Here is a 26,323-nt window from a genome sequence, read left to right as displayed (position 1 = left end):
CGATTGTTGTCGTCGCTGCAAGGGCAGTTAATCACAGGACCCATTCGGGGCGGTCGAAACCGGGTGATGGGACAGCCAGGATCGCGCTGCTTGGAGCGCCTGCTCGCGGTTGGTGAGACGACCATACGCGCGCTCAAGAGTCAGGTGTCTGATCAGCGCGCCCAGAGTCGGGCCTGGATGCACTTTAAGGTTTTGTTGGAGGCTGTTGCCATCCAAGGGTGGTCGTGGATGGAACAGCGGATCCTGAGGGTTTCTCCACCGCTTCAACCAGTGCGTTTGCTCTGATTCGGGTAAGGCGAGAATGAAGGCGGGGAGATCGTTTTCAAGGTCCTGATGAAGCGCGAGTCGATCCTGTTCCGCCAGCTGGTCGGGATGGATGCAGGGCTCGTCCCCAAGCGTCTGCATCCACCAATGGCGAAGCCGTGCACAACGATGCATCTGTTGACGGCTGCATCGGAGCTGCTTGAGTCCAGTGTCGCTCAGCAGCGCCGTGAGTCGAGCCAGAGGAAGGGCTTGAGCACGTTCGTCAGTTGTCAGCAGTGCACAAGCCTCGTTAATCGCTGGTGACCACGGGGAGAACGCCGTGTTGTTTTGCGTGCTCCAGGGCTGTAACAGGTCCATCTCCCTTGTTGTTTGGATCGCGCGAGCTGCGGCGGGTGCGGCCACCAATCGGAGCACTTCGGCCTGAATTCGTTCCGGGGCTGCACGTCTGAGCAACTCCCGGTTCCGCTGAATCATTTCCAGCGTCATTGCGTCGATGCTCATGCCGAGTTCCGCCATCAGCCGCACCCCTCGCAGCAGTCTCAGGGGGTCGTCTTGAAGGTTTTTTTCTCGCACTGCAGCGATCCTTCCCTCGCGCAGATCCATCAGTCCGCCTGTGGGATCCAGCAGACGCGGGGTCGTGCCGTCCAGCTTGAGACCGATGGCGTTGAGGCGGAAATCGCGTCGGTGCAGATCCTCGTTCAGCGTTGCACCGTCTTGCTTGGCCAGGTCGATGGTCCACCCCTTCAGGGCGATGCGAGCCATGTCTCGCTCGGCATCCAGCACGACACAGGCGCCTTCATGCTTCCGAGCCAGCCGGCGCGCACTGGCGAGAGCCTGTCCAGGAACTATGAAATCAAGATCTGGAGTCTCGGGAAGTCGTCCGAGCAGCCCGTCACGCACCGCGCCACCCACCAGAACCGCGCCAGCTGGGAGCTGGTCAATGCTCAGCGGCCAGCGTTCCGGTTGGAGACTGCGCCAGAGCTGAGCAGCCATCTCGGTGGGGTCCCCCGTCAGAATGGGTGTCGATCCGAAACGGGGAGGCATGTGCATCTGCGTGGACTGCCGCTGGGTGGACCGATGCCAGGCCTATCACGCTGTGGAGAGGCAGCATGGTGCCCCTCACCTGGCGGAGACTCCGGATCTGAAACCCGTTGACCCCAGAATTCACATCAGTGTGATGGATCTACCTGATGCACAGGTTGGCGTTGAATGGGATGTGCGCGCCTGTGGCTCCTTTGAGTGCGATCCGGGCCGTTGGCTTCGGCTCAGGCCTGGACAGGAGTTGCCACGATGAGCGAGTGGTTGCTAGCCCTTCACAGCTCCACGCCCACCCTTGGGATGGCTCTCGTGGACGCTCGTTCGTCCATCAATCATGCCCAGGTGCAATGCCGCTCTTTGGGGCGCGCTCTCACCAATGAACTGGTGGGCTCGGTTCAGGATCTGCTGCCGAGGCAGCAGTGGTCGCAAATCACCCGGTTGGCTGTCGCTACCGGACCTGGCGGTTTCACAGGCACTCGTCTGACCGTGGTTCTGGCGCGAACTTTGGCCCAGCAGCTCAGTGTTCCACTGCATGGCATCAGCAGCTTTGCGTTGATGGCTCCGCGTCTCTGCCAACAGCTCCCGGCGTCTCAGCAGAGCGATCCGTTCTCCATCATTCAGACGTTGCCCCGTCGGGGGCAGGTGGCAGGGCGCTATCGAATGGTGGATGGGATGGCGGACGAACTGGAGGTGCCGCGATTGCTCGGACCTGATGAGCAGCCCTCTCCAGCTGTGTCCATGACGGTGGATGTTCCAGCTGATGTGATGCAGCTGTTGCGTTGGTGCCGTTCCTTCCATGACATGCAGTGTCCTGGGCCCTGGGATCCAGTTCTCCCCATTTACCCCACGTCCCCAGTGGGCCCTGTTTGATGGCTCTGGGCGGACGCTCGTTGCTGTTGGGCTCGGCAGTTCTGCTGGCGGCAGGCGTAGCGGGTCCCTTGCGCCCTTTCATGGAGGCAGCGCTGACCAACCATGAGCCTCAGCGCATCCTGGTGTTGGGCGGTGATGCCGATCGAGAGCGTGTTGGCTTGAATCTGGCCCGCCGCATGAACCTCCCACTGGTGGTGAGTGGCGGGACCAATCCCGAGTACGCCCAATGGTTAATGCAGGATGCCGGACTCGAGGCAGACCGGGTTCGTCTTGATTACCGCGCGCAAGACACCCTCGGCAATTTCACGTCACTCGTGGATGAGCTGAACCGGGATGGTGTGCATCATCTTCTGCTCGTGACCAGTGAAGATCACTTGCCCCGTGCCATGACTGTTGGAGCCATTGTCGCGGGGAGTCGTGGGATCCGTTTGACGGGGATCCCTGTGAGCTGCGCAGAGCACTGTCGCCAAGAAGGCCTGGGGAAGCGTCTCGGCGATGGTTTGCGAGCTGTGGCCTGGGTTGCGACAGGCAAAGATCTCAAACCTTGGGCGCGCCGTCACTGGCCTCAGCTGTTCACGGAACCCTGATCGAGCATCGCGTTGATGCGACGCTGCAATTCGCGTGTGGTGGCTTCAAGGTCGGGTTTCCGTCGGCTCGCGGGTGGCGGAACGGGATCGCCGATGCGCAGATGCAACGGCACCAGCCGAGGAACGCTTTGACCGCTGCCCAGGGCACGATGGCTGTTGACGATGGCCACGGGCAGCAGCGGTGCTCCGGAACGGGCCGCCAGCAGAGCTGCGCCTGGCATGGGGGTGTTGACGCGGCCATCGGGTTGGCGTGTGCCGTCAAGAAACACGCCGATGGCCCAGCCTTCCTGCAATTTGGCGGTTGCGGTGCGAATCGCCTCCCGATCGCTTGCACCTCGGTTAACGGGGTAGGCACCACAGGCCCGGATCAATCGACCCAGCAAGGGAATCCGGAACAGTTCGGCTTTGGCCATGAAGGCCACCGGTCGCCCGAGGGCATGACCCAGCAAGGGTGGATCCAGGTGGGAGCCATGGTTCGCCACCACGACGAGCGGACCGTGCATCGGCACGCGCGCGTTTCCCGTGGTGCGTCCCCGGAACACCAATCGGAAGAGGGGGAACACCAGAAGGAAGCTCACCAGCCAGTAGACAACACCTGGGGACGGGGCAGGCAGCCCCCGGACGTCAGCAACGTCGGCGGTTGTGATCTTGGAGTTGCGCACGCTCAAAGGCCGAGATCGCCGGCATTGGCCAGCTGGTGGCTGGTGACGCCACGCATCGCACGCTTTGCGAGGCCACTGAGCACATTGCCTGGGCCGACCTCCACCAGGGTGTCGACCCCTGCGGCCGTCAGGGCTTCCATCGTTTCTCTCCAGCGCACACCGGTGGTCATCTGCTGGCGCAACCGTTGTTTGAGTTCGCTGCCATCGCTGCTGGGCGTGGGATCGGTGTTGCTCAGCACCGGAACGCGCGCATCGGCGAACGTGAGCGTGTCGAGATGTGCGGAGAAGGCTTCCGCCGCGTCAGCCATGAAGGGTGAATGGAAGGCCCCAGACACCGCCAGGGGGATGGCCCGTTTGCAGGTGAGTGCCTCGCTGACACAGCCGACAGCCTCAGGACTGCCGGAGAGAACCACCTGGGCTTCGCTGTTGTCGTTGGCGATCACCACATCAGCGGTCTCGGCTACAAGCCCATTCAGTTGATCGCGGTCAAAGCCGATGACCGCCGTCATGGCACCACCACCTGCAGTGGCCATGAGTTCCGAGCGGCGCTGCATCAGCTCCAGGCCCGTGGCGGCATCGAAGACGCCAGCGGCATACAGCGCCACCAATTCGCCCAAACTGTGACCGGCCACCAGCGAGGGCTCACGACCCTGGCGAAGTAGCTCATCGACGATCAAGGATTCGACGACGAACAACGCCGGCTGGGTGTTGCGGGTGTCGTTCAGATCGGCTGGTGTGACGCTGTCCGCGACTTCCCCCCTGCAGATAGCGAGCAGATCTCGCCCCAGGAGCTGGGATGCCAGATCGAAGCGCTGTTCAGCTCCGGGGAGGCTCAGGATCGGATCGGCCATGCCGATTTTCTGAGACCCCTGACCAGGAAACACCCAGGCAATCGACATTCACTCCGCCGCAATGGTTCCGGGAGCCTAAGCGGGACCCTGCCAACGCAACAGCGCCGCTCCCCAGCTCAATCCTGCGCCAAACCCACTGCTCGCTAGCAGGTGGCCCGGGCGAATGCGTCCTCCGCGCACACCTTCATCCAGGACCAAGGGAATGGTGGCCGCTGATGTGTTGCCGTAATGGGCCAGGTTGCTGAGCACCTTGTCGTGAGGAATCGAGAAGCGATCGGCCACGGCATCCAGAATGCGCTGATTGGCCTGGTGCAGCAGCATCCAGTCGATCTCATCAGGGCCGACATCGCATTGGTCCAGCAGCGATTGCAGGATGGCGGGCACTTCGCGAACGGCGAATTTGTAAACCTCCTGGCCATTCATAGCGATCGGTCGGTAGCCCCCCTGGCGGTGTTCCGCTTGGCCAGCAAGCGGGGATCCTGTATCGAGAGCCGGCAGATTGAGAACGCCTCCCCGGGCGCCATCGCTGCGCAGCAGGAAGCCCTGGAGCCCATCCTCCTCACTGGCTTCTATGGCCAGGGCCCCAGCGCCATCGCCGAAAAGCACACAGCTGCGCCGGTCGTCCCAGTCGACGAATCGACTCAACTGATCGGCTCCAATCACCAACACCCTGCGCATGGCACCGGTGCGGAGGTACTGGGATGCGGTGACCAGTGCGAACAGAAAACCACTGCAGGCCGCCGTCAGATCAAACGCGACGGCATTGCGGGCACCGAGGGCGGCTTGGACACGCGGTGCAGAGCCGAAGAGGTCGTCGGGGGTGGAGGTGGCGAGCAGCACCAGGTCGAGTGTGTCTGCCGACCAGCCGGCCATCTCAAGGGCTGAAGTCGCAGCCTGAGCCGCCAGGTCTGTGAGGCTTTCCTTGGGACTGCTGACCCGCCGACTGCCGATTCCCGTGCGAGTCCGGATCCATTCGTCACTGGTCTCAACTCGCAGACCCAGCTGGTCGTTGCTGATCACCTGTTCAGCCTGGGCGCTACCGCAGCCGATTAGGGCGACGCCTCGGGAGTGCGGTGATGCTCCAGCCAAGAGAAGATCCAAGCGGTGGCGTCAGTCAATCACAGCCCAGCAGCCCAAACTTGGGATGGGTAACGCTCAGGCCTTTGAGGCCACTTGTGCTCCAAGCTGCGCGAGATCGTCCATGACGCCGTGACTGGCTGCGGAGTGCGCCAGGCGAAGTGCACTGACCACCGAGAGAGCTTTGCTGCTGCCATGGCCGATCACGCAGATGCCGTTGACGCCAAGCAGCAGTGCACCGCCATGTTCAGCGTGGTCCAGTCGTTTCTTGATGCGCTTCAGGTTGCTGCGCAGGAACGCGGATCCCACCTTGCCTCGGCGTCCACGCGGCAACTCGGCTCTCAAGACTCCCAGCAGCACACTGCCGACCGATTCCAGAAACTTGAGCAGCACGTTGCCTGTGAAGCCGTCGCAAACCACCACGTCGAATTCGCCTGAGAGCACATCCCTGCCTTCACAGTTCCCCGCGAAGTGGAAGCGTGGTTCGTCGAGGAGGAGCGCGTGGGTGCGAACGGCAAGATCATTGCCCTTGCATTCCTCTTCGCCGATGTTGAGAAGGCCGATACGAGGTTGGCTGACCTGCAGCACGTCACGGCTGTAGATGTTCCCCAGCAGTGCGAACTGGTGCAGATAGGAGGGTTTGCAATCCATGTTGGCGCCCACATCGAGCACCAGCACCGGCTGCCCGGGATCCTTGGTGGGGAACAGTGCCCCGATGGCTGGTCGATCAATCCCCGCCAGGCGACCCAGTCGGAAGATCGCTGAGGCCATTACGGCGCCGGAGTTTCCTGCCGAGTACACCGCCTGGGCTTCGCCGCGTTTGACGAGGTCCATGGCCACGTTGATGCTGGCGTCGCGTTTGCGGCGCACCACCGTGGCCTCCTCATGCATCTGCACGGAGGGACCGCTGGTGATCAACTCCAGATGACCGGCATCAATGGCGGTGTTGAGCGCTTCCGCCAGGCCCGCTGCCGTGGCCGCTTCGAGCACCCGATCGGTCTCGCCCACAAAACGGATCTTCACCGCCAGGCGCTCAATTGCCTGCAGGCATCCCTCCAGAATCGGTCCTGGGGCATGGTCGCCGCCCATGCCGTCCACGGCCACCCAGACGCGGTCGTTGTCGTTAATGGGCTCGTCCAGGCCGGGAACGCCCCCCTGCAAACGGCGCAGAGGATCCATCACAGGCTGCAGCACGGATCCTGCCACGCTCCCCGCATTGTTCACCACCGTCCCGGCCATGGAGGTCACGGAACCGGCAACGTTGCTTGCGGCGCTCGCTGAGGTCGTGGCTGTATCCACCAGGCTGGTCACGGCAGCGTTGCGCCGGTACCAAATCACCAGGCGTCGCACCGCTTTCGATCGACGGGCTTTGATCCTCGGCGCAACGTCCGGGGTGTGGTCAGGATCCTTCGGAGGCAACGGAATCGACGATGCGCTGGAACAGGTAGCCGGTGCCGCGAGCCGTGAGAATCAGCTCGGGGTTTGCCGGATCATCTTCCAGTTTGGAACGAAGGCGGGAAATATGAACATCCACCACGCGGGTGTCCACATGACGCTCCGGGGTGTATCCCCAGACTTCCTTGAGGATTTCTCCACGGCTGAAAGGTTCTCCTGATCGGCTGACCAGCAGCTCGAGAAGGCTGAACTCCATGCCGGTCAGACGGATTCGCTCGTCGTTGCGGAAGACCTGACGCTTGTTGGTGTCGATGCGCAGGTCCGACACCTGGATGACGCCTGAGTTGGGAATGCCCGCAGCCTGCTCCTTTTCCACGCGGCGCAGAACGCAGCGGATCCTGGCCTCCAGCTCCTTGGGGCTGAACGGTTTGATCACATAGTCATCGGCGCCCAGTTCAAGGCCTGTGATGCGGTCTGCCACATCGCCCAGGGCTGTGAGCATCACGATCGGGACGTCTGATTCCTTACGCAGTTCTTGGCAGACCCCGTAGCCATCCAATTTCGGCATCATCACGTCGAGGACGACGAGGTCGGGATTGCAGTCTGGAAATTTCTCGAGAGCTTCCGTCCCATCGCTGGCGGTGACCACGTTGTACCCGATCATCGACAGGCGGGTCTCGAGGATCCTGCGGATACTGGCCTCGTCATCCACCACGAGAATGGTTTCTTTGGAAGGTGCTGAGGCCGTCATGTCGCCGGCAAAAAGCGGTACTCGTGCTCACAAATAGGTGATTGGCGGGTTCATTCGTTCACGTTCAGCCAAGTTTCTTCATCATTCGACGTGCCCCGATCTGTCACTCTCTATGTCTGCCAGAGCTGCGGTGCCCAGACCCGCCAGTTCTTTGGGCGATGCAATAGCTGCGGAAGTTGGAATTCGCTCGTCGAGCAGACAGCACCGAAAGATGACGGCCGTCGACGGCGGGCCGTCGCTGATCCTGCGGTCGCTCCGAAGCCTCGCCGCTCCACGGCGATGGCCTCGCTTGGTGACCAACCCTTGCAGCGCCTTCCTAGTGGCTACGACGAGCTTGATCGCGTGCTCGGCGGGGGGCTGGTGCCTGGGTCCCTGGTGCTGGTGGGGGGAGACCCTGGCATCGGCAAAAGCACGCTGCTACTGCAGAGTGCGTCATCCATCGCCCGCGACCGGTCCGTTCTGTATGTGAGTGCTGAGGAGTCAGCCCAGCAGGTGAAGCTGCGCTGGCAACGTCTCACGGCTGAACGCAGTGATCTCCAGCTTCTGGCGGAAACCGATCTGGAGTTGGTGCTTGAGGAACTGGAAGCGCTGCGGCCAGACGTGGCTGTGATCGACAGCATCCAGGCGCTGCATGATGCCGACCTTTCCAGTGCCCCAGGGTCCGTGGCTCAGGTCCGGGAGTGTGCTGCGTCCTTGCAGCGTCTGGCCAAGCGTCAGAACACGGCGCTCTTCTTGGTTGGCCATGTCACCAAAGAAGGGGTATTGGCTGGCCCAAAGGTGCTGGAACACCTTGTGGATGCGGTGCTGACCTTCGAAGGTGATCGATTCGCCAGTCATCGCCTGCTTCGGGCGGTGAAGAATCGCTTTGGTGCCACCCATGAATTAGGCGTGTTCGAGATGCGGGGCCAGGGGCTGGCCGAGGTCGGCAACCCCAGTGAGCTGTTTCTCAGCGGCGAACGGGCCAGCGGCGTGGCCACGATCGTGGCCTGTGAGGGCACGCGCCCACTGGTGGTGGATCTGCAAGCGCTGGTCAGCACCACCAGCTACGCCAGTCCGCGTCGCACGGCCACGGGCATCGCCGTGAATCGACTTCATCAGATTCTGGCGGTGCTGGAAAAGCACATGGGTCTGCCGCTGTCGCGTTTCGACTGCTATTTGGCTGTGGCCGGAGGGCTGGATGTGGAAGAGCCTGCTGCGGATCTCGGCGTGGCCGCGGCTGTGGTCGCCAGCTATCGCGATCTCACGCTTCCCGCTGGCACCGTGCTCCTGGGTGAACTCGGCCTGGGCGGACAGCTTCGACCCGTCGGGCAGCTGGAGCTGCGTCTGCAAGAGGCGGTGCGGCTGGGGTTTCGTCGTGCTGTTGTGCCGAAAGGAAGCGGTCTTGGTCCGGTGGCCGCAAGGCTGGATCTGGAGCTGCTCGAGGCCGGATCGATCACCGAAGCCCTTGTGCTGGGGCTTGGGGTCGACCCTGACGACGACAGACCCTGAACGCGTCAGAAATACACATCCACATTGCTGCGGCCACTGGACTTGAGCCAGTTTTCGATGTCCAGGTAGCCACCGGGATTGAGACGCACGGCCTGGGTCCATGCCTCCGCGGCTTTATCCAGCCAACCGTCGGCCTCATCGCGTCGGCCCTCCTCTTCAGCCATACGACCGCGTTTTTCGTAGATGAGCCCCATGTTTTTGAGGCATGACGGCTGCTTGGGATTCTCCTCGAGAGCCTTCAGATAGGTCTCGATCGCTCGATCTTCCTCGCCATTACTCATGTAGATGATCGCCATGTTTTTGAGGGTTTCCCCACGGTCGATCGGGTTCTCCTCGAGCTTCAGGCTTTCTTCGTAGTTCTCGAGCGCTTCTGCATAGTCACCATCGTTCTGGGCGGATAAGCCGTCGCGGTAATAGACGTAAGCCTCCTTGGCTCTGGGGTTGATCGGCAGCAGCTTCACGATCAGATCGGCCATCACCGTGAAGCTCTTGTCGATGAAGTTGTCGTTGCGATTGCTGCGGGGCACGGAGAGCCGGACGGTTGCCACCATCCTGAACCCAATGGGCACTGCTTAGCGTGGTGTGGTGTGAACCGTTGATGTGTCTGCTTCCGCACCCCATGCATCTGCTGCATCTGCGCCCTCCCATGCGGTGCTTCTCGATATCGACGGGATGAAATGCGGTGGATGTGTGCGCGCAGTGGAACGCACCTTGCTGGATCAGCCTGGGGTGGCGGATGCCAGCGTCAATCTGGTGACTCGCAGCGCCTGGCTTCGCCTCGAAGGTGAAACCACTCCGGAGTCACCTCAGCGTCTTGAGGATGTTCTGGAAGCACTTCAGCAGAGAGGTTTTCCAGCAAAGTTGCGCCCGAGCGGGCTCGTGGGCCAGACCGACTCGCCGGAACAGGCCTGGGGGTGGTGGCGCCAGTGGCGTCAGCTGATGGTGGCTTTGGTGCTGCTGCTGCTGTCTGGTCTCGGCCATCTGGCTGAGGGAGGTTCGCTGGTGATGCCGCTGATCGGCAGCCTTCCGTTTCATGCCGTGCTGGCGACAGTGGCGTTGTTCGGGCCTGGACGCTCGATTCTCACCGGCGGATGGAAGGCGGTCCGTAGCGGTGTTCCGAGCATGGACACCCTGGTGAGCCTGGGTGTCGGCAGCGCCTATCTGGCCAGCGTTGTGGCGCTCATTTGGCCGCAGGTGGGCTGGCCCTGTTTCTTTAATGAACCCGTGATGCTGCTGGGTTTCGTCCTGTTGGGGCGCTTCCTGGAGGAGCGGGCGCGCCGACGCACCGGCCGCGCGCTGCAGGAGCTTGCAGCGCTGCAGCCCGATACGGCACGTTTGCTGATGGCGGATGCCACTGTGCGGGAGGTGCCGGTGTCTCTGTTGCGCCCAGGTGAACGCATTCAGCTCTTGGCCGGCGATCGCATCCCAGTCGACGGTGTGGTGCGTGAGGGGCGATCAGCGGTTGATTTGTCCAGCCTCACTGGGGAACCGCTCCCCCTGGATGCTGAGCCGGACACCGAGCTCAGTTCTGGGTGTCTGAATCTCGAGGGCACTTTGGAGTTGGAGGTGCAACGGGTGGGCAGCGACACCGCCTTGGCGCGCATCATTGCTCTAGTGGAGCAGGCTCAGGCAAGACGAGCCCCGATCCAGGGCCTGGCGGACCGCGTGGCGGGGCGTTTTTGCTATGGCGTTGTCAGCTTGGCGGTGGTGACGTTTCTGTTCTGGTGGCAGCTGGGAAGTCGTCTCTGGCCTCAGGTGCTTGAGATGCCCATGGCGATGATGGATCACGGTTCCGGCCATGCCTTGCATGGTGGTCTCGGGGCTGGCGCCCAGACGCCATTCGGCCTGGGGTTGCAGCTCGCCATTGCTGTGCTGGTGGTGGCTTGTCCCTGCGCTCTGGGTCTGGCCACACCCACGGTGATCACTGTCTCCTCAGGGTTGGCCGCCCGACAGGGTTGGTTGTTCAGGGGTGGTGATGTGATTGAGCAGGCCGCCTCCATCGAACGCATGGTGTTCGACAAGACCGGCACGCTCACCCTGGGGCGTCCCCTGGTGGATGACGTCTTGGTTACGGAGGACGCGGCACGTGCCATTCAGCTTGGAGCGAGTCTGGAACAGACCAGTCGTCACCCCTTGGCCCATGCCTTGATGCAGGAGGCTCAGCGGCGCAACATCCCTCTTCTCCCTGTGAAGTCCAGTCGAACCTTCCCTGGGGCTGGAATGCAGGGAACCCTGGATACCCTGCAGGGTGAAGTCAGGGTCGGCTCGCCTGAATGGTTGCAGGCTGAAGGCGTGGCCTGGTCGTCTGCTCAACAGCAGGTCGTGCAGGCTGCGCTTGAGCGGGGTCAGACGTTGGTGGCGGTGGCCTTGGATCAGGAGCCGCTTGGACTGGTCGCTATTGATGACGGTCTCCGTCCGGATGCCGTCGTTGCTTTGCAGCGTCTGCGCACCCAGGGACTCTCCTTGGCCATGTTGAGTGGAGACCGTCGTCGTGCGGTTGAGCAGGTTGGCCAGGCCCTTGGGTTCACCGATGATGAACTGGCATGGCAATTGCTTCCGGCGCAGAAGCTCGAGCGTCTCGAGCGCTGGAAAACGAAGCAAGCCGTAGGCATGGTCGGTGATGGCATCAACGATGCCCCGGCTCTCGCTGCTGCTGATCTCGGTATCGCTGTAGGAACTGGCACCCAGATCGCTCAAGACACAGCGGATCTGGTGCTTCTCGGAGATCGCCTGGAAGCGCTGCCGGAGGCTCTGACCCTGGCCCGCCGCACCATGGCCAAGATCCGTCAGAACCTTTTCTGGGCCTTTGGTTACAACTTGATCGCTCTCCCTGTCGCGGCTGGTGTTCTGCTACCGGGTTTCAATCTGCTGCTCTCCCCACCGCTGGCAGCGTTGCTGATGGCCCTCAGCTCTGTGACTGTGGTGCTGAATGCTCTGAGCCTTCGTCTGCGTTAACCATGGCCGGACGTTTTCTGGTGCTTGAGGGCATTGACGGCTGCGGAAAGTCCACGCAGCTGAAGCAGCTGGCGCAATGGTTGCCCGTCAGTGGCCTTATGCCCGAGGGAGCGACCCTGCATCTCACCCGGGAACCAGGAGGAACCCCCCTGGGGCAGGCCCTCCGGGAGTTGTTGCTCCATCCTCCCCAGGCTTCAGCACCTTCCCCCACCGCTGAACTGCTGTTGTATGCGGCTGACCGCGCTCAGCATGTGGAGCAGTTGATTCGGCCCGCTCTGGATCGGGGCGATTGGGTTCTAAGCGACCGATTCAGTGGTTCCACCCTGGCGTATCAGGGCCATGGCCGCGGTTTGGATGTGTCGATCATTCGCGATCTGGAACGGATCGCGACGGCTGGCGTATCACCGGATCTCACTCTTTGGCTGGATCTTCCCATCGCGGTGAGTCTTCGTCGTCGCCAGGCGCAGACGGCTGACCGGATTGAGGCGGAAGGAACCGCATTCCTGGCCCGGGTGGCTGAAGGATTCCGAAGTCTGGCCGCCGAACGCGGTTGGGCTGCAGTGGCGGCTGATCGCACCCCAGATCAGGTGCAGCAAGACATCCGAGCGCAGGTTGAGGCCAATGCGGCACAGGGATGGATCTGATGCAGGATTTGTTCGCGGATCTGCAGGGGCAGCCACTGGCACAACGGCTTCTCGAGGCTGCCTTGGACCAGGATCGACTTGCTCCTGCCTACTTGTTCAGTGGTCCGGATGGGGTTGGACGCCGCCTTGCGGCCCAGCGTTTTCTGGAGGGGCTGCTCAGTGGCGGTGGTTCGGACGCTCGCGAGCGTCGCCGCTTGGACGATCGCAATCACCCTGATCTGTTGTGGGTGGAGCCCACCTACAGCCACCAGGGACGGTTGATCCCACGATCAGAGGCGGAAGCTGCTGGCGTGAGTCGTCGCACACCTCCGCAAGTGCGGCTGGAGCAGATCCGTGCGTTGAGTCGGTTCCTGGCCCGGCAGCCCCTGGAATCTCCCAGGGGCCTGGTGATCCTGGAGCAGCCTGAGGCAATGGCGGAAGGTGCTGCCAATGCTCTGTTGAAAACGCTCGAGGAACCGGGTCATGGACTGCTGATCCTGCTCAGCGCTGCGCCCGAACGGTTGCTCACGACCATTCGATCGCGTTGTCAGCAAATCCGTTTCACCCGGCTCAGTGAAGCCTGCATGGCTTCGGTCCTAGAGACTCTTCCCAATCAGGAGGGTCAGCAGGCTTTGGCTCTGGCCTCCGGTCAGCCTGAATTGATGGCCCTGGCGGCGGGGTCTCCGGGAGCGCTGCTGGAGCATGTGCGGATCTGGACGTCCATTTCTGATGAACTCAAGCAACGGCTTCTAACCATTCCGACATCGCCGGTCGAGGCGATGGCGCTAGCCCGTGACCTCAGCGATCAACTGGAGGGCGAACAGCAACTGTGGCTGATTGGTTGGTGGCAGCAGCATCTGTGGCGTGCTCACGGTCGGCAAGAACTGCTGATCAGGCTTGATCGCCTCCGTCAACATCTGTTGTCGTTCGTTCAACCCAGACTGGCCTGGGAAGTGGCCTTGCTCAATCTCAGCCAGGTCTGAAGCCGCTGAAGGGCTCAGGCACTGGCGCGACTCTCCTGGTCTTTTTGTTCACGATCCTGACGAGCCTGGGCCAGTACATCCTGAAGACCTTCGAGCTGCGCTCCCGTTGGCAGTTCGAGGCAATAACCAGCTCCGTAAACCGTCTTGATGAAGCGGGGCTTGCGGGGATCAGGCTCGAGCTTGGTGCGCAGGTGACGCACGTGCACACGGATCGTCTCGATGTCGTCGTCTGGTTCGTAGCCCCAGACCTCTTTCAGAATCAGTGAGGGAGCAACGGTCTGGCCGTGACGCTGCAAGAGACAGTGCAGCAGTTCAAACTCCAGGTGGGTGAGACGCACCGGCTTGTCAAACCAGATGGCTTCGAAGCGTTCCGGCACGAGCGTGAGCGGGCCGTAACTGAGGATTTCATGGTGGTTGCCGCTTGTGCCCACCGGTGCCCGATCGCTACGGCGCAGCAGTGCTTTCACGCGCACTTGAAGTTCTTCAAGGTCGAAGGGCTTGGTGAGGTAGTCATCGGCGCCCGAATTGAAACCGCTCACCTTGTCTTTGGTGCCGCCCAGGGCCGTGAGCATCAAAATCGGAATTGCGGCCGTTCGCTCGTCGCGTCTCAGTCGCTGACAAAGCGTGAGTCCGTCCACCTTGGGGAGCATCAGATCCAACAGGATCAGGTCAGGGCTGTACTGAAGAGCCAATGCCTGGCCCTTGATACCGTCGTCAGCGCTTTGCACGTCAAAGCCGCTGTGCTCCAGGTGGCCACTCACCAACTCGCGCATGTCCCTGTCGTCTTCGATTAGCAGGATGCAGGGCTTCATCGAATTGCCGGCGTAGAGAACGTGGTGGACGTGGTTAGGCCGCGTCATTGCTTGACAGATTCTCTCAAGGTTCCTTTGCTCCTGCATTGATCCCTTGATTGAGCAGCGGTGAGTGAGATCGCTGCTGATCCCTTGCGCTGAAAGCGATTCGGGGTTCTGTGGCCATCGATGCCTGGGCTGGCCTCTACAGAAAGTCTTCGGTTTCCGTCCGGCTTTGTGACGGAAAATCCATTACGCAGGGCTTTTTTGAGGCATCGCGCACGCGTGCTGTCGTTTGGTTCGGGGACGAGATGTCGACCGTTGGATTTGATTTCATCAATAAAAAAACCGCGCCTGAGCAATTCAGACGCGGTCTATTGATGTTGAAACTCCCCGGGCGGGATTCGAACCTGCGACCAATCGATTAACAGTCGACCGCTCTACCGCTGAGCTACCGAGGAATGTGACGGAAAGAACTTACCCCTCAGCCCTGCCGTCCGGCAAGGGGTTCAAGGCGTCGGCGTAGAGCTGGACCGTTCTGCCAGTAACCGACGCGCCCCCGTTCCATCCGTGCCGCACCGTCTGCATGGTCGAGCTCTCCAAGCCGATGCGTCACCCAGAGCGCTGTCAGGGGATTGCTGGATCGGTGGCACAGCTGTTGGACGGCTGTGAGGATTGCCGTTTGGCTGGTGGGGTCGAGCAGTGCTGTGGGCTCATCAAGCAACAGCAGATTGGCTTCGCTGGCCAGGGCGCTAGCAATGGCCAGCCGTTGTTTCTGGCCCCCGCTGAGGGTGTGAATGGGGCGTGATGCCATGCCCGCAAGCCCCACCTGTTCCAGCAGTTGATGAATTCTGCTGCGCTGCACGCTTCGATCGAGCCCGGGGGGCAGGTTCAGAAGCACTTCGCTGCCGCAACTGGGGAGCAAGAGCTGGTGATCTGGGTTCTGGAACACCAAAGCCGGCCGAAGCCCGCAATCGATATGTCCGGATTGGGGTCTTATCAGGCCGCTCAGAATCCGAAACAATGTGCTTTTGCCGCTGCCATTGCTACCCACAAGCATCCATAGGCCAGGGCCGGGAATCTGGAAACTGCAGCGATCGAGCGCACGGGTGCCGCAGGGCCAGCTGTAGCTGACCCGTTCAAGCCGCAGTCCCGTGCGCTCTGCTCCGTGTTGCGCAGGCATTCAGGCTTCGAAGGAAAACCCTGGGCGCTTGGTGCCGCCTGTAGCGGCTGTCTTTTCGTAGATCTGCACAGCCAGCAGGTCGCTGGTGAGCACGCTGAGGCGTTTGCCTTCGACTTTTTCGCAGGTGAGTTCAAGTAGGCGAGGTTGACCCTGCTCCAGTGCAGTGCGTACCTGCTGGTAAAGGGCCTCAGCAGCCTCACTTTCCTTGCGTTGCACGGACACCGGCATGGGGCTCATGCGAAGAGCCAGCTCAATCACGTACACAGAGGCATCCTTATTGCTCCCGCCATCTTCGCGAATGGAAGCAGTTGGTGAAGCCGTGGGCATTTCTACTCATGTCTGCCAGGAATTCCACGTTTGGTGCCCACAGAATCTCTGGCGCCAACTAGGCTCGGCACGTAAAGCTTCATGAAGCTCTTCTCATGACGATCGCTGTAGGACGCGCGCCTCAGCGGGGATGGTTTGACGTCCTCGATGACTGGCTCAAGCGCGACCGCTTCGTTTTTGTCGGCTGGTCCGGCATTCTTCTCTTCCCCACGGCCTACCTGGCCATTGGTGGCTGGCTCACAGGCACCACCTTTGTTACCTCCTGGTACACCCACGGCATCGCCTCTTCGTACCTGGAAGGTTGCAACTTCCTGACAGCTGCTGTGTCCACCCCCGCTGATGCGATGGGGCACAGCCTTCTGTTGCTCTGGGGCCCTGAAGCCCAGGGTGACTTCGTTCGCTGGTGTCAGCTCGGTGGCCTTTGGGCCTTCGTGGCCCTGCACGGCGCCTTCGCTCTGATCGGCTTCATGCTGCGTCAGTTCGAGATCGCCCGTCTGGTCGGCATCCGCCCCTACAACGCCATCGCCTTCTCCGGTCCGATCGCGGTGTTCGTCAGCGTCTTCCTGATGTACCCCCTCGGCCAGAGCAGCTGGTTCTTCGCGCCCTCCTTTGGTGTGGCTGCGATCTTCCGCTTCCTTCTCTTCCTTCAGGGCTTCCATAACTGGACCCTGAATCCTTTCCACATGATGGGCGTCGCCGGCATCCTCGGCGGTGCACTGCTTTGCGCCATTCACGGTGCCACCGTGGAAAACACCTTGTTTGAGGACGGCGAGCAGGCCAACACCTTTAAGGCGTTCGAGCCCACTCAGGAAGAAGAGACCTATTCCATGGTCACCGCCAACCGCTTCTGGAGCCAAATCTTCGGAATTGCGTTCTCCAACAAGCGCTGGCTGCACTTCTTCATGCTGTTCGTGCCTGTGATGGGCCTGTGGACCAGCTCCATCGGCATCATCGGTCTGGCCCTCAACCTGCGCGCCTATGACTTCGTGTCCCAGGAAATCCGCGCTGCAGAAGATCCCGAATTCGAGACCTTCTACACCAAGAACATCCTTCTGAATGAAGGTCTGCGTGCCTGGATGGCACCGGCTGACCAGCCGCACGAAAACTTCGTCTTCCCTGAAGAGGTTCTGCCCCGCGGCAACGCTCTCTGATCGGATTCACCCTGTTGACCTGGGGGTCCCACGGGGCCCCTTTTTTATTGGCTTCAACGCTTAACTTCCCTTTCATCTTGAGAGCTAACTGCGTGTCGCGTCGCTACGTCAGGGGAGTCCGTCTGAAGAGCTGGGTCCTGACCGGTCTTTTCGGGGTTGGTGGTGTGTGTGCCCTGGTGGCGTTGATTCAGCTGGCGTTGCTGCTCGTCAACGGCACAGCAGCTGACTCCGGCTGGTGGGTACTGGCTCTGGTGCTGCTCGCTCTTGGCGGCTGGGGACGCGCGTCGGGCCTGTTGGTTCGGCTTCTGGCCGATGACGCTCCAGGGGCGAATCGCGCCCGTCAGGTCACGGTGTGGCTTCTGGTTGTCGCCATGGTGCTGTTGATTACGGGGCTGAAGCTCAGTTCACCTGATCTTGATGCTTACAAGCGCCTGGTCTTCGGCGAGGGCGGTCTGGTGGAGTGGGGGCAAGTGCTGCTCCTGGCCGCGGCGATCCGTGTGAGCTGGCTGATCGGCGATGACCTGTTTCGCCGGCTCGATGATGCGCGCCCCGGTTGGCTGGCCAGGGGCTTTGCAGGTCTTCTCGGGTTGTTGCTTCTGGAGGAACTGGCTTGGGGGCAGGTGATCTTCAGCTGGCAGACCCCGGAAGCGATTCGAACGATCAACGCTCAGCAGGAAACGACCCTGCACAACATCGGTTGGTTTCAGGATCGTCTGGATGGGTTCACGTTTGTGGCCATGCTGGTTGTGCTGCTGGCTGTGGTGCTGGCTCCTCGGCTCGTCCGCAGATGGCTTCGCCATCAGTCTTCCGAGAATCGCTCGCTTGTCTGGGCTCTCACGCCAGCCTCATACAGCTGGCCCTTGTTTTTGTTCGTGGCCGTGATTGCTTACTGCGTTGCCACGCGATCCTTCCCTGAACTTCTCCATAACCGCGATCAGGAGTGGGGCGAGCTTGTGCTTTATGGATCGGCCTTGCTTCTGCTCCTGCGGATGCGCGTTTTGTTGGGAACGGCTGAATGCCAAGCACCTGAGCGCGATGCAGAGGCTCCTTAATCTGCTCCCATTCGACGCCAGGCTTGCATGAGTGACTCCACCGCACCGGCGGTCCCCTCATCAGGTCTGATGCCAGGTGTGGTGAAGGCTCTGGCGGCAGGATTCTTTCTGGTCTGTCTGGCGATTCAGATCTGGCGGCTGGAGAGTCTCAGTGCCACCTACGACCAGGCACTCTTTCTCCAAGAACTCTGGTCAACGGCGCAGGGGCGTCCCTTTGAAAGCAGCCTCTCATCAGTGCTGTCCGCGGCGGTGAAGGTGGACGGTGAATTGCCGTCGGTGACCTATCTCCATCTGGGCCAGCACGCCAATTTCCTCACGTTGCTCATCGCACCACTGGTGGCTCTGCTGGGGAGCTGGGCGCTTCCTCTGGTGCAGGTGGGCGTGTTGACGGCCGCAGGCCTGGTGCTTTGGAGGATCGCCGCAAGGCGACTCCCGGCGTCACTGGCGATCCGGATCACCGCCGCTTACTACCTCAGTGGTGCCGTGATTGGCCCGGCCCTTGAAAACTTTCACGATCTGATCTGGCTACCCCTGCTCGGATTTCTTGTGGTGGAATCGCTTTTGGAGCAGCGCCGTCGTCAGCTGGTGCTAGCAGCTGTGATGCTCCTGCTCGTTCGGGAAGACAGCGGTCTTGTCTTGTTCTCTTTGGGGCTCTGGGCTCTGGTGCGTCAGCCCGGTTCACGCTGGAGCGGTGTCGGACTGATGGCGGCCTCTTTCCTGTGGGTGCTGCTGGTGACCGGATGGATGCAACCGGCGGTTGATTCGTCCTTGTCTGACCGTTTTCTGCAGGAGAAGTTCGGCCATCTCGTGGAGGACGTGTCGGGCGGGACCCTCTCGGTGCTGCTCGCCATGCTGCGCCATCCTCTGGCGCTACTGCAGGCGATTGTGTCCCCCCCTGGCGCCACACTGGGATTTCTGTTGGCGCTCAGTCTGCCGCTGCTGCTGATTCCATTGCTGTCGGTGGATTCAGCCTTGCTGGTGGCGGCTCCTCTTCTGATTGCACTGGTCTCGCAAGGGCGCTCGGCACTGTCCGTCACCCTTCGCTATGTGCTGGCCTTGGTGCCCGGTCTCTACCTGGGTTCCGTTCTGTGGTGGCAGCGCCATCCCTTGCTCTGGTCGAGGCGGTGGATTCGTCGCTGCTGGGTGGGTGCCCTGGCACTCGGTCTCACGCTCACCCTGGTGGCGAATCCCCATCGCAGCCTTTCGGCGCTCGTGCCCGACAGCTTTTCGCCCTGGGTTCATGTCTCTCCAGTCGCGATGCTCGAACGCCGCGCCGCCCTGCGTGAAGCTGTCGCCTTGATCCCTGACCAGGCCAGTGTGTCGGCCGATACGCCTGTTCTGCCCTCACTTGCGCAGCGGGAGGTGTTGATCCGTTTCCCCAAGTCCACCCACTATCTCGATCGTTCCGGTGAGCCTCAGTCGGTCGACTGGGTGGTGGCATTCCCCGGCCACTACGCGCCGTTGGCGCCTGTGTTTGAGCTGGAGCGCAACCAGCAACGCTCCATCCGGCGTGAGCTCACGCGCCTTGTTGAATCCGGTGACTACCGAGTGGTGCACTGTCGTGCTGGCACGGTGGTCTTGCAGCGTGCGTCGGCCGAGATCAGCGCTCCCGCTGAGACGTTCATCGAGCCTTGCTCCTGTTCCTGGTTGAACTGAAAAGCTGTCTGGAATCAGAAGTTGCCCGGTAACCCGTCAATCGGAAGCAGATAGGTCTGCTTCTGTGGGTCGACCCAAGGAGCTGAGCTGGAGATGGCCAGCCGTTCCAGCTTGGATCTCTGCTTCTCGTGCAGTGGGTTGTAGGTCTCCTGCCATTGGAAACTGCCTGCCAGATGGCTGGCTCCGGCGTCTCTCAACTCCTGGATGCGCTCTGGCGTGAGCTTTTGGCTGGCGATCAGCCAACCCTGACGACGCGCCAGGTTGAGCAGGGTTGGATCCGGTCCGGTGACGCTCACAATGCGAGCGTCATCGGGGAGCTCGCGTCGGATGGTCTCAGCGAGTGGCATCCAGATCCTGCGTTGCCTTGCTTCCACCGCCCAGTAGTCGATCGACAGCACCATCACACTGATGATCAAGGTGAGGCTCAGCAACGTCCGGACCAGCCAGCGCCGCTGATGGGATTGCCAGGTCTGCCAACCAAGTCCCACCAGGGGTGAGCTGAACAGCAGCAACGGAAACTGGTAGTACTCGTGCACCGTGCTGGATCGCATCGTCGCCACAGTGCAGAGCAGAAGTCCGATCACGCCTGAGAGGGCGATGCGCCCACCACCAACCCTCCAGCCGTGAATGGCGCCGATCACGAGGAAGGGCATCCCCACCACGAGCAGTGCACGGAGACCTACACGGATGGCAAGGTTCACCCAGCTCGAACCATTCAGCACCAGTTCGATGTTGCTGCGATCGCTGTCCTCTCCCCAGAAGCCGAAGGTCAGACCACTGCTCTGGCCCAATTGATAGGCATGCAGATACCAGGCTGATGTCACCGCCAGAGTGGTGGCTGTGTAAACCCAGAACCAGGGATTGCGCAGCAAACGCAGCAGTCGTTGCAGCATCTGCTGAGGAGGCTCTGCTGCCCCTTGGGGGGATGGAGTGAGCTGCAGCAGCAATAGGGGAAGGCCGAGCCATAGCAAGGGAATCACCTTGATCAGGGCTGCTCCTGTGAAACACAGCCAGCTCAACGCGAGTGCCCAGAAGGCCCGTCGTTCCACCCAGATGCTGTGGCCTTCCAATGCTCCTGCTGCACAGAGCAGCAGCAGAGCTTCCGCTTGAAAGACGCGTCCGTAATACACACCGAGTGGTGCCACGGCTAGAGCCATGCCACCCCACCACCCGGCTGCCGGATTGAACCAGCGTCGACCCAGTCGGATGACAAGCCAAATGGTGAGCGCACTGAATAGCACCGACAGGCCACGGCCAATCCATTCGTGAATCCCGAACAGCTGATAGATCTGACCTGTCAGGTAAGGGAACAGTGGAAACTCCGATTCCACGTATCCGGGTGAAGCTCCTCCCCAATCGATCTGCGGCAACCAGATCGCCGTGTTGGATTCAGCAAAATGCCTGGCCATGGCAGCCGTGTCTGCTTGCCGCCAGCTGTGGATGCCAACCACGGGCATCCAGATATTCACCAAACGCAGAACCACGCCCAGCAGGACAGGTGCCCAGATGCCAGCTGGTGGCTGACATGACCTGGTCTGTTGATCATCACTTGAGTTCATCCCGGCCGTGATTCAGGGGGTGTTCCACACAAAGCGAGATGACGCTGCGTAATTCCAGATGTAAACCACGATGATTCCCGCAAGCTGTGCCAAAACAGCATGGGACTGGACCATGTTGTAAAAGCTATTAGCCAAGCCCACATTGGCCAGAGAGGGAAGTGAGGCAACCAGCAAAAATTTCAACAGTCCTTTGATCAGTTGACGCCCTTTTTGCCGTCGATCTCCAAAGGTCAGGATGTTATTGATCAGATAATTGGAGCTTGCCGCTGTGATCACGGCAAGGGGAAGCGATTGCGGAAAGCTCAACCCGATCGTCATCAGAACGAAGGTGCTGAGGAGTTGAATCACCACTCCTGAGGCGCCGACGAGGCCAAAGCTGATGGCGCGTCTCGGCAAAATCCGAAAGGTGGACGTATGGATCAAAGAGATCACGAAGTCCCAGAGCACGGCATAGTCAAGTTTTGAACTCCCATGGAGTCGTGGTTGAAAGCGAAGGGGGATTTCAGTGACGCGAAGTTGACCTTTGCTGATAGCCAGTAATTCGTAGAGAAATTTGAAACCGTTGACATCCACTTGGCGGATGAATGGAAGACAACGATCAAGGTTGAGCGCGATGAAGCCGCTCATGTAATCGGTGAGGTGTGCATAGTTTGTTGGAAGACTCCATCGCGCCATGCGGTTGGCCATGGTTGAGCCATCGGTGCGGCGGTTGCTCAGTCCACGGATTTCTGACTGGTCAAGAAAACGGCTGCCTGCGACCAAATCATTGTTGGCGCTCAAGGCTTCGATGGCCTGCTGCACGGATGCTGGTTCGTGCTGTCCGTCGCTGTCCATGACAATTGCGATGGGATGGACGGCCGCAATCAATCCCTCTTTGATGGCGCTGGCGAGGCCTGAGCGTCCGACCCGTTGAATGATGCGAATTCTTGAATCCTCCCTGGCCAGGATTCGAACAATTTCCGCGGTGCCGTCGATCGAGTCGTCGTCGACAATCAGAATTTCAATTGGACGGTATTGGGTGAGATCCAGAAGAGCGGTGATGACCTGCTTGATGGACCCGGATTCATTGAATGTGGGCAGGATGATTGACAATCCTTGACTCTTATTGGTGATATTTGCTGCGCTGGAAGACACGTTATTCACCCTTCTTGGTCATTTTATCGCAGTCAGACAAGGTCCAGTCGCCTGTTTCGGCGAGGAGTTGGCAGTCGGGTTGCGGTTGATCACTGAGTCGGAGGGCCTTGCCGTTGTCTGATTGCTCGCGCCGAATGCGTTGTTCGGCATACCAGTTCAGACTTGGGCGTTCGTTGAAGCCCTTGAGGCGGATCGGAGATCCGTCTGCGCTTGCTGTGATCTCGGCCACGGGCCTGACGGGCCAGCTTTCGTTCAGTTCCCACAACCAGAGCGGCGAGTGGAAGACGAGCGCAAGAGCGGCCACATTTCCGATCACCAGGCATAAGGCGCCCACTCGTCGTCTGTTCTGTGTGTCGTGCATCAGCAGGATGCCGCCGATGCACCAGCCAGCCCCAAGTGTCAAAGCAGGCGACCGGTAATCACTCAAGGCATCTGCGGCCGGCGTCAGGCTGACCATCCCGGCGATCAGCAGAAGCCCCCCAAGGCCTGCCCAGAGTGCAGGTATCAGAGCCAGGATCCTGCGCATCGGCACGGTGCCTGATGGCCAGGGCATCCGGTTGACCACCCATGCCAGCAGTGGTGCGCATAGCAGTGCGAACGGAAGCCAGAGGGGATGGCTGTACCAGGGAAGCTGGGTGCGCAGCGGCAGGATTGCTGCTGCAAGAACCGCCATGGTGCCCAGGCTCCAATAGCCCCAGCGCGATTGGCGTATGCGCCAAGCCCCAAAGAGGGCGATGGGGAAGAGCAGGAGCCAGGGCCATCCGCCTTCCAGGAGCTCGATCAGGGGCACGCGCCAGCCAAGGTCGCTGCCTTCTCCGGCGTCCAGCAGCACACGACCGGCGCCGTCGCCTCCCCAGAGCCAAAGCGCAGAGGTTCCCCGCTGCCAGCCATGCCAGAGGTGCCAGGCGATGCCGGGAAGGATGCCGATCAGCAGTGTTGGAGCTGCGGAGATCCATCGCCAATGCCGCCATTCCCGGCCCAGTGCTATGGCGGCCAGGCCGGCGGCAGCGGTCGGTATCAGTAGTGGGGCCTTCAGCAGGAGCATGCCGCTGGCTGCAAGTCCTGTCATTAAGCCGATTCCTGCCGGATGGCGTGCCCGATGCAGGCGCAACAAGCCGATCCACAGCACAGCCATCACGGTCAGCTGCGTGCCGTCCAGCATCGCCAGTCGTCCATGGCGGGCGATCGGCAGCAGCGTGAGCAGGATGGCGCTGGTGGCAAGGCAGCTGTCACGGTCGCCTGGACGCAGCTGCCACTGCAGCAATCCCCCCAGCGGCACGATCAGGCTTGAAAGCAACGCAGGCGCGATGCGGATTGTCCATTCCGAGGGAAGTGCCTGTTGGGAGGTGAGGCCAATCAGTGTTGCGATGATCAGGTGCAGCCCTGGTGCCTTGTTGAGGTATGGCTCATCCCAGAGGGTTGGAAGCAAAAAGGCTTCGCCTCTGCCCTGATGGAATTCCAGCGCCACGCGGGCGACGGTGGCTTCATCAAAATCTCTCAGCGGCAAGTCGCCAAGGCCAATGCAGGAAAGCAGTGCTGCCGTGACCCAAAGAATCAGCAGCAGGCGCCAGGGGAGCTTTTGGGCCATGGCCTCGGAGCGTACAGAGGGTCCACAGTTCGGGTGGATCTCGGTAGGGTTGGAATGTTCAGAGTGCAGTGACGTGAGATTGACTTCACTCTTCGGAGTGGCGTTGATTTCGAAGGCGTTGCCGGCATTCACAATCCTTCAGGAGGAGGTGTCCATGAGTTCCAGTTCTTTGAAGCAGGGTCTGCTGATCGCGGAGAACGCCGGCTGACGGCACCATTTTCTGACTGATCAATCGGTTCCGCGCCAGAGCGGACCCGGCGAGAGCCCCCGGCCGAGATTCGGTCGGGGGCATCGTTTTGTTTTGGGGTTCTCGACCCCTGTCTTTGTGTGGGCAGCAACCGCTGACAGCAGGCAATGCCGATGTTTGTTTTGTATCAACACGAACTTTTTTGCAGCGTGTCGCTTGATACCAGCCAGGGTTGCTTGTGTCACACGACCGATGGATTCGAAGTCGGCTCACGAGCATGGTGCATATGACGCTATGCGTCGGTCTGTGTGAGGACCCTTTTCCTATGAAACTTTTCAAGCAACTGCTGGTTGCTCCCGCTGCCCTGGGCCTTCTGGCTCCTGTGGCCGCCGGTGCGACTGAAGTCAACGTTGCCGGTGTTGCCGACTACGCCTCGACTGGCGAGCAGGTCACCAGCATCACTCAGTTCTCTGACGTCTATCCGACGGACTGGGCTTATCAGGCTCTGAGCAATCTGATCGAGCGCTACGGCTGCGTCGCTGGCTATCCCAACGGCACCTACCGCGGCAACCGTGCGATGACCCGCTTTGAAGCGGCCGCACTGTTGAACGCTTGTCTCGACCGCGTCACCGAAGTGACCGACGAGCTGAAGCGCCTGATGATGGAGTTCGAAAAGGAACTCGCCATCATCAAGGGCCGTGTGGACGGTCTGGAAGCCCGCGTGGGCGAACTGGAAGCAACCCAGTTCTCCACCACCACCAAGCTGAAGGGTCAAACCACCTTCGTGATCGGTGCTTCCACTGCAAGCAGCAGCGTTGATGACGCAGCTGATGCATATGCAGCTGAATTCGGCGCCACCACCTTCAACTACGACACCCGTCTGTTCCTGGACACCAGCTTCACGGGTAAGGACTTGCTGCGCACCATGCTGCGTGCTGGCAACTTCGGTCAGTCCGTTTTCGGTAACGGCATGACCACCATGGAGACCGCTTTCGAAGAGCCCAACGGTCCCAACAACGTGGCCATCAACCGCGTTTGGTATCAGTTCCCCATCGGCGACAGCTTCACTGCAACCGTGGGTGGTCTGGTCCGTCAGGACGACATGCTGGCTGTGTGGCCTAGCGCTTACCCCGCTGACACCGTCCTCGACTTCTTCACCTACGCCGGTGCTCCTGGTACTTACAACCTGACCCTGGGTCAAGGTGCTGGCTTGAGCTGGGAAAGCGGTGGCTTCAGCATCAGCGCTAACTACGTCAGCGCTAACGGCTTTAATTCCGACCCTGAAGACAACAGCTTCTTCGCTTCAGACGACGAAGAGTTCATCGGTGAAGACTTCATCGATAGCTGCGGTGGTATCGCCACTGACTGCGCAGCCTCCAACGGCACCGTGCAGATCGCTTACACCGATGACAACTGGGGCATCGCTGCTGCGTATAACTACGCTTCCGGCGACAACGGTGTTGGCATCTACGGCGGCAATGCCACTCCCTCCGCTGTCAGCTTCGCTGGCCTGGGTGTCACCAACTCCTTCGGTCTGAGCGCCTACTGGTCTCCTGAATCAGCTAGCTGGTTCCCGAGCATCAGCACCGGTTGGGGTATCAACACCACCAACATCGACGACGATGCCAGCCTCTTCGCTGACAGCGCCACCTCCCAGTCCTGGTATGTGGGTCTGCAGTGGTCTGATGTCTTCCTGAAAGGCAACTCTGCTGGTATGGCTGTTGGCCAGTCCACCTTCATCACCGGCGTTGACTTCGACGACGATTTCGAAGGCAGCGAGTGGATCGGCGATGGCAACTACGCCTGGGAATGGTGGTACAAGTTCCAAGTCACCGACAACATCTCTGTGACTCCCGCGCTCTTCTACCTGAGCCGTCCCCTGGGTCAAGGTACCGCTGCTCTTAGCGGTGGTTTCGGTCCTTCCGGCGACCCCGAAGGCGACCGCGACGACACCTTCTCCAACTTCGGCGGTCTCGTGAAGACCACCTTCAAGTTCTGATCACGTCCTGATCAGCTTGACGAGCCCCCTCAACGAGGGGGCTTTTTTTTTGCATGCGGGCTGATTGATCCATGGCCTCCTGGATCACTTGGCGGCTCGCTTGATGCCCGAGGCGCGCTTCAGGTCCTTCTTCATTACCTACGCTGGCGATT

Annotated in this window: 23 protein-coding genes, 1 tRNA gene and 1 pseudogene; 11 read left to right on the top strand and 14 right to left on the bottom strand. The window is 60.8% G+C overall.

Going from position 1 to position 26,323, the window contains the following annotated elements; genetic code table 11:
* Window positions 1–27: 27 nt before the first annotated feature.
* Window positions 28–1,257 carry a CCA tRNA nucleotidyltransferase gene (locus tag SynNOUM97013_RS11970; RefSeq protein ID WP_255442788.1) on the bottom strand — a complete coding sequence of 410 codons (1,230 nt, stop codon included), beginning with the start codon at window positions 1,255–1,257 and terminating at the stop codon, window positions 28–30.
* Window positions 1,258–1,306: 49 nt separating this feature from the next.
* Between SynNOUM97013_RS11970 and SynNOUM97013_RS11965 the strand changes: the two genes are divergently transcribed.
* From SynNOUM97013_RS11965 to SynNOUM97013_RS11955, 3 genes and pseudogenes are all read left to right on the top strand, one after another.
* On the top strand, window positions 1,307–1,558 hold the full coding sequence (locus SynNOUM97013_RS11965; protein ID WP_186479973.1) for a Ycf34 family protein: 252 nt from the start codon (window positions 1,307–1,309) through the stop codon (window positions 1,556–1,558).
* A pseudogene (tsaB, locus tag SynNOUM97013_RS11960) lies at window positions 1,555–2,010 on the top strand (tRNA (adenosine(37)-N6)-threonylcarbamoyltransferase complex dimerization subunit type 1 TsaB); the annotation flags it as partial. The gene SynNOUM97013_RS11965 and the pseudogene tsaB, both read left to right, overlap by 4 nt.
* Before the next feature lie 242 nt (window positions 2,011–2,252).
* The gene (locus tag SynNOUM97013_RS11955; RefSeq protein WP_370586477.1) at window positions 2,253–2,759 is read left to right on the top strand and encodes a YdcF family protein; all 507 of its coding nucleotides are present in this window, start codon (window positions 2,253–2,255) and stop codon (window positions 2,757–2,759) included.
* Here the strand turns inward: SynNOUM97013_RS11955 and SynNOUM97013_RS11950 are convergent.
* The 5 genes from SynNOUM97013_RS11950 to rpaB all read right to left on the bottom strand — a co-directional run bounded on the left by SynNOUM97013_RS11950 (window position 2,738) and on the right by rpaB (window position 7,495).
* The gene (locus SynNOUM97013_RS11950; protein ID WP_186481625.1) at window positions 2,738–3,406 is read right to left on the bottom strand and encodes a lysophospholipid acyltransferase family protein; all 669 of its coding nucleotides are present in this window, start codon (window positions 3,404–3,406) and stop codon (window positions 2,738–2,740) included. The genes SynNOUM97013_RS11955 and SynNOUM97013_RS11950 overlap by 22 nt on opposite strands.
* Before the next feature lie 17 nt (window positions 3,407–3,423).
* A complete protein-coding gene (gene fabD / locus SynNOUM97013_RS11945) occupies window positions 3,424–4,320 on the bottom strand; it encodes an ACP S-malonyltransferase (RefSeq protein ID WP_186479970.1) in 897 nt (298 codons plus the stop codon).
* A 27-nt stretch (window positions 4,321–4,347) separates the two neighbouring features.
* The gene (locus SynNOUM97013_RS11940) at window positions 4,348–5,361 is read right to left on the bottom strand and encodes a beta-ketoacyl-ACP synthase III (RefSeq protein ID WP_186481624.1); all 1,014 of its coding nucleotides are present in this window, start codon (window positions 5,359–5,361) and stop codon (window positions 4,348–4,350) included.
* Window positions 5,362–5,427: 66 nt separating this feature from the next.
* Window positions 5,428–6,768 carry a phosphate acyltransferase PlsX gene (gene plsX / locus SynNOUM97013_RS11935; RefSeq protein WP_186479969.1) on the bottom strand — a complete coding sequence of 447 codons (1,341 nt, stop codon included), beginning with the start codon at window positions 6,766–6,768 and terminating at the stop codon, window positions 5,428–5,430.
* Window positions 6,749–7,495, bottom strand: a complete 747-nt coding sequence (gene rpaB, locus SynNOUM97013_RS11930; protein WP_186479968.1) for a response regulator transcription factor RpaB — start codon at window positions 7,493–7,495, stop codon at window positions 6,749–6,751. The genes plsX and rpaB overlap by 20 nt, the downstream gene beginning before the upstream one ends.
* Before the next feature lie 90 nt (window positions 7,496–7,585).
* On the opposite strand from rpaB, the gene radA reads away from it, so the two are divergent.
* Complete coding sequence (gene radA / locus SynNOUM97013_RS11925; RefSeq protein WP_186479967.1) at window positions 7,586–8,983, top strand: DNA repair protein RadA; 1,398 nt, start codon at window positions 7,586–7,588, stop codon at window positions 8,981–8,983.
* A 5-nt stretch (window positions 8,984–8,988) separates the two neighbouring features.
* On the opposite strand, the gene SynNOUM97013_RS11920 is transcribed toward radA, so the two are convergent.
* A complete protein-coding gene (locus SynNOUM97013_RS11920; RefSeq protein WP_186469458.1) occupies window positions 8,989–9,510 on the bottom strand; it encodes a photosystem I assembly protein Ycf3 in 522 nt (173 codons plus the stop codon).
* Window positions 9,511–9,583: 73 nt separating this feature from the next.
* On the opposite strand from SynNOUM97013_RS11920, the gene SynNOUM97013_RS11915 reads away from it, so the two are divergent.
* The 3 genes from SynNOUM97013_RS11915 to SynNOUM97013_RS11905 are packed head-to-tail and all read left to right on the top strand — an operon-like array spanning window position 9,584 to window position 13,544.
* Entirely contained in the window at window positions 9,584–11,938 is a 2,355-nt protein-coding gene (locus SynNOUM97013_RS11915) for a cation-translocating P-type ATPase (protein WP_255442787.1), read from the top strand.
* A gap of 2 nt (window positions 11,939–11,940) precedes the next feature.
* On the top strand, window positions 11,941–12,582 hold the full coding sequence (gene tmk / locus SynNOUM97013_RS11910; RefSeq protein ID WP_186479966.1) for a dTMP kinase: 642 nt from the start codon (window positions 11,941–11,943) through the stop codon (window positions 12,580–12,582).
* Window positions 12,582–13,544 carry a DNA polymerase III subunit delta' gene (locus SynNOUM97013_RS11905; RefSeq protein ID WP_186481622.1) on the top strand — a complete coding sequence of 321 codons (963 nt, stop codon included), beginning with the start codon at window positions 12,582–12,584 and terminating at the stop codon, window positions 13,542–13,544. The genes tmk and SynNOUM97013_RS11905 overlap by 1 nt, the downstream gene beginning before the upstream one ends.
* 14 nt (window positions 13,545–13,558) lie before the next feature.
* Here the strand turns inward: SynNOUM97013_RS11905 and SynNOUM97013_RS11900 are convergent, their stop codons facing one another.
* From SynNOUM97013_RS11900 to SynNOUM97013_RS11885, 4 genes are all read right to left on the bottom strand, one after another.
* The gene (locus tag SynNOUM97013_RS11900; protein ID WP_186481621.1) at window positions 13,559–14,356 is read right to left on the bottom strand and encodes a response regulator transcription factor; all 798 of its coding nucleotides are present in this window, start codon (window positions 14,354–14,356) and stop codon (window positions 13,559–13,561) included.
* Window positions 14,357–14,724: 368 nt separating this feature from the next.
* Window positions 14,725–14,796 (bottom strand) — tRNA-Asn (locus tag SynNOUM97013_RS11895).
* 23 nt (window positions 14,797–14,819) lie between these two features.
* On the bottom strand, window positions 14,820–15,518 hold the full coding sequence (locus SynNOUM97013_RS11890; RefSeq protein ID WP_186479965.1) for an ABC transporter ATP-binding protein: 699 nt from the start codon (window positions 15,516–15,518) through the stop codon (window positions 14,820–14,822).
* The gene (locus SynNOUM97013_RS11885; protein ID WP_186471197.1) at window positions 15,519–15,782 is read right to left on the bottom strand and encodes a hypothetical protein; all 264 of its coding nucleotides are present in this window, start codon (window positions 15,780–15,782) and stop codon (window positions 15,519–15,521) included. It abuts the gene before it with no gap.
* A 158-nt stretch (window positions 15,783–15,940) separates the two neighbouring features.
* Here SynNOUM97013_RS11885 and psbD point away from each other — a divergent pair, with 158 nt between their 5' ends.
* From psbD to SynNOUM97013_RS11870, 3 genes are all read left to right on the top strand, one after another.
* Window positions 15,941–16,996, top strand: coding sequence for a photosystem II D2 protein (photosystem q(a) protein) (gene psbD, locus SynNOUM97013_RS11880; RefSeq protein ID WP_006041823.1), 1,056 nt, complete (start codon window positions 15,941–15,943; stop codon window positions 16,994–16,996).
* Between the two features lie 92 nt (window positions 16,997–17,088).
* Window positions 17,089–18,048 carry a pectate lyase gene (locus SynNOUM97013_RS11875; RefSeq protein ID WP_186479964.1) on the top strand — a complete coding sequence of 320 codons (960 nt, stop codon included), beginning with the start codon at window positions 17,089–17,091 and terminating at the stop codon, window positions 18,046–18,048.
* A 27-nt stretch (window positions 18,049–18,075) separates the two neighbouring features.
* Window positions 18,076–19,704 carry a DUF2079 domain-containing protein gene (locus SynNOUM97013_RS11870; protein ID WP_186479963.1) on the top strand — a complete coding sequence of 543 codons (1,629 nt, stop codon included), beginning with the start codon at window positions 18,076–18,078 and terminating at the stop codon, window positions 19,702–19,704.
* 14 nt (window positions 19,705–19,718) lie between these two features.
* On the opposite strand, the gene SynNOUM97013_RS11865 is transcribed toward SynNOUM97013_RS11870, so the two are convergent.
* The 3 genes from SynNOUM97013_RS11865 to SynNOUM97013_RS11855 all read right to left on the bottom strand — a co-directional run bounded on the left by SynNOUM97013_RS11865 (window position 19,719) and on the right by SynNOUM97013_RS11855 (window position 23,985).
* On the bottom strand, window positions 19,719–21,188 hold the full coding sequence (locus tag SynNOUM97013_RS11865) for a glycosyltransferase family 39 protein (RefSeq protein ID WP_255442786.1): 1,470 nt from the start codon (window positions 21,186–21,188) through the stop codon (window positions 19,719–19,721).
* An 87-nt stretch (window positions 21,189–21,275) separates the two neighbouring features.
* Window positions 21,276–22,355 (bottom strand): glycosyltransferase, encoded by a 1,080-nt coding sequence (locus tag SynNOUM97013_RS11860; protein ID WP_255442785.1) that lies wholly within the window; start codon window positions 22,353–22,355, stop codon window positions 21,276–21,278.
* 43 nt (window positions 22,356–22,398) lie between these two features.
* Window positions 22,399–23,985 carry a glycosyltransferase family 39 protein gene (locus tag SynNOUM97013_RS11855; protein ID WP_186479961.1) on the bottom strand — a complete coding sequence of 529 codons (1,587 nt, stop codon included), beginning with the start codon at window positions 23,983–23,985 and terminating at the stop codon, window positions 22,399–22,401.
* A 512-nt stretch (window positions 23,986–24,497) separates the two neighbouring features.
* Between SynNOUM97013_RS11855 and SynNOUM97013_RS11850 the strand changes: the two genes are divergently transcribed.
* Window positions 24,498–26,171 (top strand): iron uptake porin, encoded by a 1,674-nt coding sequence (locus SynNOUM97013_RS11850; protein ID WP_186479960.1) that lies wholly within the window; start codon window positions 24,498–24,500, stop codon window positions 26,169–26,171.
* Window positions 26,172–26,323 lie beyond the last annotated feature (152 nt).

This window comes from Synechococcus sp. NOUM97013 (assembly GCF_014279815.1).
Taxonomy (GTDB): Bacteria; Cyanobacteriota; Cyanobacteriia; order PCC-6307; family Cyanobiaceae; genus Synechococcus_C.
The sequence above is the reverse complement of the archived record's forward strand: the minus strand, read 5'-3'. Positions and strand labels throughout refer to the sequence as shown.

Coding starts and splice junctions, on each gene's coding strand:
- SynNOUM97013_RS11970 (WP_255442788.1), bottom strand. CDS start 1,257: ATGGCTGCTCAGCTCTGGCGCAGTCTCCAACCGGAACGCTGGCCGCTG.
- SynNOUM97013_RS11965 (WP_186479973.1), top strand. CDS start 1,307: ATGTGCATCTGCGTGGACTGCCGCTGGGTGGACCGATGCCAGGCCTAT.
- SynNOUM97013_RS11955 (WP_370586477.1), top strand. CDS start 2,253: ATGGAGGCAGCGCTGACCAACCATGAGCCTCAGCGCATCCTGGTGTTG.
- fabD (WP_186479970.1), bottom strand. CDS start 4,320: ATGTCGATTGCCTGGGTGTTTCCTGGTCAGGGGTCTCAGAAAATCGGC.
- rpaB (WP_186479968.1), bottom strand. CDS start 7,495: ATGACGGCCTCAGCACCTTCCAAAGAAACCATTCTCGTGGTGGATGAC.
- tmk (WP_186479966.1), top strand. CDS start 11,941: ATGGCCGGACGTTTTCTGGTGCTTGAGGGCATTGACGGCTGCGGAAAG.
- SynNOUM97013_RS11905 (WP_186481622.1), top strand. CDS start 12,582: ATGCAGGATTTGTTCGCGGATCTGCAGGGGCAGCCACTGGCACAACGG.
- SynNOUM97013_RS11900 (WP_186481621.1), bottom strand. CDS start 14,356: ATGAAGCCCTGCATCCTGCTAATCGAAGACGACAGGGACATGCGCGAG.
- SynNOUM97013_RS11890 (WP_186479965.1), bottom strand. CDS start 15,518: ATGCCTGCGCAACACGGAGCAGAGCGCACGGGACTGCGGCTTGAACGG.
- psbD (WP_006041823.1), top strand. CDS start 15,941: ATGACGATCGCTGTAGGACGCGCGCCTCAGCGGGGATGGTTTGACGTC.
- SynNOUM97013_RS11870 (WP_186479963.1), top strand. CDS start 18,076: ATGAGTGACTCCACCGCACCGGCGGTCCCCTCATCAGGTCTGATGCCA.
- SynNOUM97013_RS11855 (WP_186479961.1), bottom strand. CDS start 23,985: ATGGCCCAAAAGCTCCCCTGGCGCCTGCTGCTGATTCTTTGGGTCACG.
- SynNOUM97013_RS11850 (WP_186479960.1), top strand. CDS start 24,498: ATGAAACTTTTCAAGCAACTGCTGGTTGCTCCCGCTGCCCTGGGCCTT.